Annotated in this window: 1 protein-coding gene; it reads left to right on the top strand. The window is 73.7% G+C overall.

Annotated features, from left to right (window positions below; all coding sequences use genetic code 11):
* Positions 1-38 precede the first annotated feature (38 nt).
* Positions 39-517: SDR family NAD(P)-dependent oxidoreductase (locus G3I71_RS46545; RefSeq protein ID WP_343243298.1), on the top strand; the 479-nt coding region annotated here is incomplete at its 3' end.

The raw sequence follows: 517 nt of genomic DNA, 5'->3' as shown, positions 1-517 counted from the left end.
TCCAGCACGCCGACGGCCACTGCCCGCTCACCGGCCGGATCGCGCTCGTCGCCGGCGCCACCCGCGGAGCGGGACGTGCGCTCGCCGTCGAACTCGGCCGAGCCGGCGCCACCGTCTACGTCACCGGCCGCACCACCCGCGCGAGCGTCAGCGAGGTCGGCCGGAGCACCGAGACCATCGAGGAGACGGCGGAACTGGTCACGGCGGCCGGCGGCGTCGGCATCGCCGTCCCCACCGACCACCTGGACGAGGACCGGGTGCGCGCCCTCGTCGAGCGGATCGACCGCGAACAGGGCCGGCTCGACATCCTCGTCAACGACCTCTGGGGCGGCGAACACCTCCTGTCCGGCTCGGTCTTCGGCAAGAAGAGCTGGGAGACGCCGCTCGCCGACGGGCTGCGGATCCTCGAACTCGGCGTGCGCTCGCACGTGATCACCGCGGCGCTCGCCCTGCCGCTCCTGATCCGCTCCGACGCACCGCTGCACGTGGAGCTCACCGACGGCACCGCGGTCTCCAA

The organism is Streptomyces sp. SID12501 (genome assembly GCF_010550245.1).
Taxonomy (GTDB): domain Bacteria; phylum Actinomycetota; class Actinomycetes; order Streptomycetales; family Streptomycetaceae; genus Streptomyces.
This window is presented reverse-complemented; position numbering and strand designations above follow the sequence as displayed.